At 64.5% G+C, this 7,056-nt stretch carries 4 protein-coding genes; 2 read left to right on the top strand and 2 right to left on the bottom strand.

Going from position 1 to position 7,056, the window contains the following annotated elements; genetic code table 11:
* Positions 1-314: 314 nt before the first annotated feature.
* Positions 315-764: a hypothetical protein gene (locus tag QZV94_RS21255; protein ID WP_293681632.1), complete on the bottom strand. Its 450-nt coding sequence runs from the start codon at positions 762-764 to the stop codon at positions 315-317.
* A gap of 1,981 nt (positions 765-2,745) precedes the next feature.
* Positions 2,746-4,857, bottom strand: coding sequence for a hypothetical protein (locus QZV94_RS21250; RefSeq protein WP_293681629.1), 2,112 nt, complete (start codon positions 4,855-4,857; stop codon positions 2,746-2,748).
* 999 nt (positions 4,858-5,856) lie between these two features.
* Between QZV94_RS21250 and QZV94_RS21245 the strand changes: the two genes are divergently transcribed.
* Both QZV94_RS21245 and QZV94_RS21240 read left to right on the top strand, forming a co-directional pair.
* Positions 5,857-6,195: a hypothetical protein gene (locus tag QZV94_RS21245; protein ID WP_293681626.1), complete on the top strand. Its 339-nt coding sequence runs from the start codon at positions 5,857-5,859 to the stop codon at positions 6,193-6,195.
* 341 nt (positions 6,196-6,536) lie between these two features.
* Positions 6,537-7,056, top strand: a 520-nt coding sequence (locus QZV94_RS21240; protein ID WP_293681623.1) for a hypothetical protein, incomplete at its 3' end; no start/stop codon positions are given.

Below are 7,056 nucleotides of genomic sequence, written 5' to 3'. Positions count from 1 at the left end.
CGCGCCGCAGAGCTGGCTCGAGACGTCACGCCGCGTGAGGCTTCACGCAGGACCATCGTCGTTCATGTGCCGGGCGCCCTCTCCCTGACGCTGAGCGCGCCCTCATGGCGAACAGCGCTCTTCGCGAGCGCGGCGCCGGCCCCGCGCGGTGATAGCGAACGCCTACGACAGGCGGACCTGAGGCCGAACGGCGGGATGCGACCTCGCGCCTCCCTATTTCGAAGCCTGATCCTGTGGAAGAGGCGCGGTATGCAGAGCGAGTTGGAAGGCCCTTCGGCGGAACTGTGGGAACAGCGACGGCCGCACGTCGGCCGTCATCCTGTGGGGGCGTTGGTCTTCTGGCGGTCCTTGGCGAGCCCGTCCGCCTCCACCAGATCGTCCAACTCACGCTCGAAGAGCAGAGCCTCTTCCGCATTGAGCCCATCGACGAAGATCGCCTTTAGGGCTTCCACAAGTCGCGCGTCGTTGGCGTCATCGCCCTCGACGCGTAGCGCGCTGAGGAGACGGTTGAATGCGGGACTTACCGGAGCGAGTGTTAGGGCAGTGAGCGCCCTGTCTTCGTCAGTACGACGGTCCGAGATCAGCAGCGCCGCCCGCACCATCGCCCGGATGGCGGCCGGACGGCTTGGTTTCGGATCTTGCTGTTGACCAATCCAGGCGTCGAGTGCGGCGAGCTCGCTCGGCTGAACGCGCAATCCGATCGTCTGCCTCCGGCTCGTCGCGGGTCGCCCTGTCCCTGCCAACCGCTGTTGTTCCTCGTTCATCGGAATCTAAAGGCTAGCCTCGAATCCCCCCAGCGCGAAGTGATAGCGTCACCGCCCGGTGTTCCGATTCCAGCGCGAGCAGAGCAGCCGGGGTCCTGGTTCGCAACCGCTGCCCGTCACCTATTAAGGACGTGCTAAAGGCGAACCGAACGTCGACGTCCGTTGAACCTCTGACGCCCACACTGCGCCACGCGGGCAGTTGCTGACGCTTCCGGTGGAGGCCACGGGCATCCTGATGGAGCACGTACGGAAGGTGGGTGGCGGCATGGGGCCCCCGCCCTCGAGTTCACCGTGCTGACGGCGGCGTGTTCGGGCGTGTCCCGTGGCGCGACCTCGGCAGAGACTAGCCTCGCAGCGAACGGTGCTGGCTGGGACGCCAGCGACCGCACCTGATCGCGAAGGCTGACAAGCGGCGCGGCAATGGCCCCGTCGCTGGCATGGAAGAGCCCTGCCGGAGCGCCATCGCCTTCATGGGGACTGGCTGGAGTTTCGGCAGGCAAGGCCCGCGGTAGTGAATGGCAAGCCCGGCGCGCCGACCTGTGGCAACAGATGAGGCAGACAGGCCCGCCCTATGCGAGCAGGATAGGAGGCAGGGGAGTATCAAGATGCCGATTCGTCTTTTGGTCATGATCGTACTGTGGGCAGGGGTTATGTCGCCCGCCCAAGCACAGACATCATCGCGCGATTACTCGATCTTCTTTGTTTCAAGACAGGTAAATTCGCCTTCGACGTCTTATGGAAAAGCAATTGAATGCAGCAACTGGATGAAGGAAGAGCTTCAGCAGCGAAGGAAGGGGGGAAATGGGCTGGCTAGCCGCCCTGCGGGGTCAGGTCTGGACCGGGCAAGCGCTGAGATGCTCGCCGCTGGGGTCCAAGTTTGCCTAAAGGCATCAGGCATAGAAGACATCCGCGTGGAAGCTCACTTAAAGCCCTTTGCGGGTCACTCGGACACGCCACCCACTTGATCGCCCTGCTATCCGTGACCTTCGTTCATGCTCGAACTCGGCGGTAGCTAGAGACGCGGCAAAACGAGGGACAGCACAATCGCCGCGGGGGTCGCCCGGTGATACGGCTGGGCGTCAGATTACCCGTCTACGGGTGCTGCGGGGGGAAGTTATCCCGCAAGGCTCTTGCCGACGTAGCCGCGATGAAGAGGAAAGGCGGGCGCTATTATGCGGGACCCACTTGGACCGGGCTTCGAGAGCTTGGCGTTGACCGCACACGCCTTCAGGTCGGAGAACGCCGCATAGCCGGCCAGCGTGCTCTGCCAATCGTCCTGCCGCTTCGGCCCAAGACGTGCGCCAAGGTAGACGTGATCAAGACCATGTTCTGCGTGGCGACCACGGGGGCCCTGAATACTCTGGAGTGCGCGAAAGCTGACCTCGCAATCGCTTTTTGGCGACGTCTGCCTCCTTAGGGTCATTTGTGCCGGTCATCGCGAGCTGCGTCAGCCGGAGGACTCCCGGTTCTCCTCTGATGAGAGCTGCATGGTATTCCGCACCGCTTGAAGCGTCAGTGATGTGGACTACACCCCCGAGAGTATCAGTCGGACTGAGAGCCCCGCGGTCGCGAGACCAGCTACTGTCCAGTAGTGCAGATCTCCTTCCGGATGCATAAACATCTGCGCAAAGTGAGTTGTTAGCCCATTGACGCCGGGCGGTCTGCTAAGGGCCCCCAAGCGGACACCTGGCGACTGCATTCCTTTAAAGCTGCACCCTCAACGCCGGATTGCGTCAGTGGCATCACAGATCATAGGGGCTTCCTCGAACGCTTTCGCACGCATGCAAAGGCCTCGGTTCGAGGAAGACTGATCGGCAGCGCGACGCGTTGACCCCGCACAACTGCGCACGCCGGAAAATTGGCCAAGCGCCGGCCGACACGTTGCCCATGTGCGGGATCGACGGCATGGACCGACGCAGGGCGACACCCGCATCCATAGACGCGAGGATCGTCGGCCCGCAAGTGTTGGCCGCGGCGGCGTTCATTCGAAAATCGTGAGCTTCTGTAGGCCGATCCCCAGAGGCACCTCTCCAGACCGTGCGATCGCGGTCGCGTCGGGCGTCACGAACGTGATCCGAAGACGTTGGCCGGCGTTGTTCGCTGATAGCCGAACGGTGAGTGTGTTCGCTCGATAGATCGCGGCGGCAACGGCCCAGGTCGCCACGCGGTCGCCGTTGACGAAGACCTGCACCGTCTGCCCGGTCCGCGGTGGAGGCGCGAAGCTCATAACCTGGAACTCGAACAGGAGGTCGCGGTCAGTGGGCAGACCAGCCGTCGGGATCGTCAAGGTCGCAGGCACGCCGAGTGACCAAACGCCTGAGGTCGCGGGCGTTGCCCAACCTGCGGTCAGCATCGAGGTGGTGGCGCCGCCATTGAAAACGAGCTTCTGCAGTGGCGAGTGATCGCCCAGCTTGCGGGCATCCAGCGGAGCGATGCCGGAAACGCGATCAAGGTCTCGCCCGCAGATCACGCCGTGTTGGAAGCTGTAGCAGTCGTTCCGCCCAACAAGCGGCGCGAGGTTGCCGCCGAAGGCCTTGCCATCGTTGAGCACAACCGTGATCCGTTTGTCCCCTGGGCCCGCCGTCGTTCCAATATCCACGGGCAGGGTGCAGGGCGTACCGGGAGGCCGGGCAGTCACAGCCGTGTTCGAGGTCCCGTCGAGTCGTATCGCGGCCAGAACGATCTGGCCGATGGCAATCCGGTCCAAGACCGGACCGGTGCAATAGAACGTCGGCGTGATCATCCACGGTCGCCGCCGCAGCGACGGTTCCGATTCGAACGAGGCCGGCAGAGGTGATCGCGCAGGCAGATCGAAAATGCTGCGGGTCGCCGTCTGTACCGGCCCCGTATCGAAGAGTTGGAGGGCCACGGCCGCCATCAGCAAGACGACGGTCGTTCGCCGTGAAGCGAGGCGGTCGATCACAATGACGGTGCACGCGATTACCGCATAGGCAACGGCCCAGAAGAAGCGGCCATGTGCCCTAAACGCACCCAGCGGGGCAAGCCAATCGGGCTTCGGCAGGTCCAACAGGAGCTTCGGTCCCAGATAGGCGGTCGGGCCGACCGCCCATAGCGCTAGGACGAGCAGAGCAAAGGCTATGGGCGCGAACGCGATCCGGCTTCGGTCGCGCAAGCGCGTTCCAGATCGTTCAAGCAGCAGGGGCGCCGCTGCGATGACCAGCAGGAGGACGCCACCGCCGAGGTAATTGAAGCCCTCGAACCACTGGCCGCCATTGGGGTCGACCGTGCCGGTGAACCAGTTCCCATTCCAAGTCTGACCTGCCAGCGCGCTCGCCTGCGGCATGCTCGGACCGAGGAGATTCATCGACAGCTTGCCGAACTCGCTGGCGCCGCCGAGCGCACCCTGGCCGACACCATAGGCAAGCAGCCAGGCAGAGAGCAGTACCGCAGCGGTGGTGGCCGCTCCTGTGAGAATGACCCGCTTCCAAGCAGCGGCGCCGTGTTTGATGAGTTCTCCACCCAAGGCGCCGGCCAGGCAGGCTGCGAGCGGCACCAGGTGGTAGGCGTGGATTCCTGTGACGAAGGCTCCGAGCGCAACGAAGCCTGCGGCGCGCCTCGGCGTCAGACCTTGGCGGATCACGGAAACGCCGAGCGCCAGCGCCAGGAGAATGATCCAGTGGCCGCTGAGCGCCACATGAGGGAAACGTATCAGCCATGCCGGAAGTAGCAGAGCTAGGAGTGCACCAGCCACAAGGCTGGTCGGGCGCGTCACGCCACCGGCGCGCAAGAGCGCCATCATGCCCACAGGCTGCATCACGAACGTGAGTAGGAGGAAGAAGGCGACGTTGTTGATCGCGCCGCCCAGGCCGAGCACCTTTAATAGGAGCGCGATCCACGGAATGCTGTCTGTGTAGACGATCGAGACAGGCTGTCCCGTGAGCCGGCTGGTGACCGTTGGGTGGAGACTCCAGGGCTCCCGCAGCACCGCTTCGAACCCTGCAACCATGGTTGCAAGATCGTTTGTCGGGTTGCGCCAAAGCGGGGCATTCGGTTGCAATAGATCGAGGCCAAGCAGCCATGCGAAGAAGCAGAGGCCCAGCGCCGCGCCGGCCAGCATAGTCGCCAGCATCACGGATCGTCGGTCAGGTGCGCGAGGCGATGCTGTGGTCATCGACGCCCGAATCAGGTGTCCTGCCTACTGAGGGACGGCACGACCTGTGGTCCGCACGTTATGCCCAAAGCGAAGTGTCTGCGGAGTTGTGGCTGCAGGCGTTGTTCCGAAAGGTTCATAATGTTTGGCTGGCGCCTTCAGCGGATGAAGCGCACTGCCGGCCACGACAATGCCCGGTCTGGCTTCCGCTTCTTTCTTGCCGATGGTTGCCTACCACATGTGCGGTCCCTGCCGCGATCATGATCCCGTAGGGCGTGGGGGAGCTACGGGTGTTGCCGTTGTCGGTGATCAAGCAGCGGCTCACGTGCAAAATACCGGCCTCGGTGTAGATGCGGACGTTCCAGGTAGCCGTTGATGTAGCACCCGTTGATCATTGCGCCCGCGTTCTCAAGTTCACGACCATGCCGGATCGACAGCATAGTTCCACGTAGTAGCCAGTGACGGCGTGACCTAAACCGCCCTTTGACATGATCAACATGCCGCGACATGCGGCAACAAAATAGCGACCGCCAACCTTGAGGTCGTCTTCCTCTCCGACCGCGGCGCTTCCTCCTTCTCCCCGTGGTCCGTTGAGCCGGTTCCGAGTTCGTCGCGCCACGAACGAGAGCGCCACCGAGCAAGCCTCCGCGTTCGTCGGCACCGTGACCCTGGTGGACGTGACGCCGGAGTCCGCTACTGGATTGTCGGGGCCTTCGTGGTGATCTGGCTTTTCGTGATCCGGTGGCCGCGGCGGCATTAGGAGCCGTCGCGAGCCTGGCGCGGCAGGTAGCCCTGCGACGCGTCAGTTGGCTTCCTACGGCCGCTCCGCGTTCGCTCGCGCCAGGGAGCCAGCCAACGACAACCGCCCGCACCTCACTGGCATCTTGACGGATGACTGGATGATCCAGGTCCCGGCGATCCCGTGTGGTGGAGCGACTGGACGCCGGGCCCGGAGAATCTCTTCCAAGGCGAGGGCCGCTGATGCCGCGCGGGCCCGTGCACGAAAGCGCGGCCGAGTTCGAACGACGGGACCAGCGGATGCAAGACTGGATCGGCCCGCGTACCGACTGGGCCGCCCGCGGCGCCATGGATGTGGCCTTCACGCTGGAGGCCCTGGGAGCCACGCCAGATGGCTTCGTCCGCGTCCTAGGTTTGGCTGGGCAGATGCGCTCCAGCTACATCCCAGCCGGCCTCTCCGACGTGGCCGACGGCTACCGCATCGGCGTGGCGGCCGACCCGTCGCGGACCAGCGGCGAGCCACTGGGCGTGTACGAGGGCGCGGTGATCGTCGCGTGGACGTGCGCGCTCAGGCTCGGTTGATCAACTCTCCCGAAAGCCCGCCTTGCGGCGCGGGGCCGACAGTCTGGGCGTGGTGATCGTCCCGCAGACGGCACACTCCCTTTCTCGCCGGGTCGACCTGATTGACCCTGCCGGGGCCCTGCGGCGGCTGCCGCTTTTCCGATCCTTGACCCGTCTTCCCGACCAGGCCCTGTCGGCCATCCTGCGGTCTCTCATCAGCTCTGGGATGCTCGGCGACACGGCGCGAGCATGTGGCCCGAACGCGGGCCAGCTGACGCCGCGCTTCACCATCTCAGAGCGCATCAGCGCCTGAACGCGGCGTGAAGTCTCGTCGCAGCCCTTGACTTCGCGGCGGGGGGAGCATGTTCTCGTGCCTGCCATGGCTGCGCTTCGCGTGTCAGTTCGGAGCGGATTTCCTGCCTACTGAAACTCAGACTGTCATCGTCCCGACCGAGTTCCAGGTCGCCGCTTCGGATTGGCTACGGTTCACCAATCAGCCCGGATTTCAGCTCGGTAACTCTGCGTCTCTGCGGATCGCAGGCCACGTCGAGGTCGTCCGAACGGCGGCGGCGGGCGGCGATGAAAGCGCCCTTGGAGCGTCGGGCAGCGCCGGACAGGGCCTGGTGTCGATCGAGGTCGGCGGCCGATTGGAGGTCACCAACACTGTCACTGGGGCGGCGGCGTTCGGGATCTTATCCAGCCCCAGCGGCGGCCCTAGCATCATCAACCGCGGCGCTATCGTCGTCACCGCCGACGGGCAGGCGTCCGGTGTAGGCAACGGCACGGCCGGTGACGGCCTGGTTAACGAAGGCTACCTATCCGTAACCTCGTCCAGGTCCGACGCGACGGGCGTGCGCTTCGATGGCTTCAATCAGCGCGTGA

This window comes from uncultured Phenylobacterium sp. (genome assembly GCF_902826855.1).
In the GTDB taxonomy this organism is placed as follows: Bacteria; Pseudomonadota; Alphaproteobacteria; order Caulobacterales; family Caulobacteraceae; genus Phenylobacterium.
The sequence above is the reverse complement of the archived record's forward strand: the minus strand, read 5'-3'. Positions and strand labels throughout refer to the sequence as shown.

What these genes read in the sequence shown, in the direction of transcription:
- QZV94_RS21245 (WP_293681626.1), top strand. Translation starts at nt 5,857, where the DNA reads ATGCCGCGCGGGCCCGTGCACGAAAGCGCGGCCGAGTTCGAACGACGG.
- QZV94_RS21255 (WP_293681632.1), bottom strand. Translation starts at nt 764, where the DNA reads ATGAACGAGGAACAACAGCGGTTGGCAGGGACAGGGCGACCCGCGACG.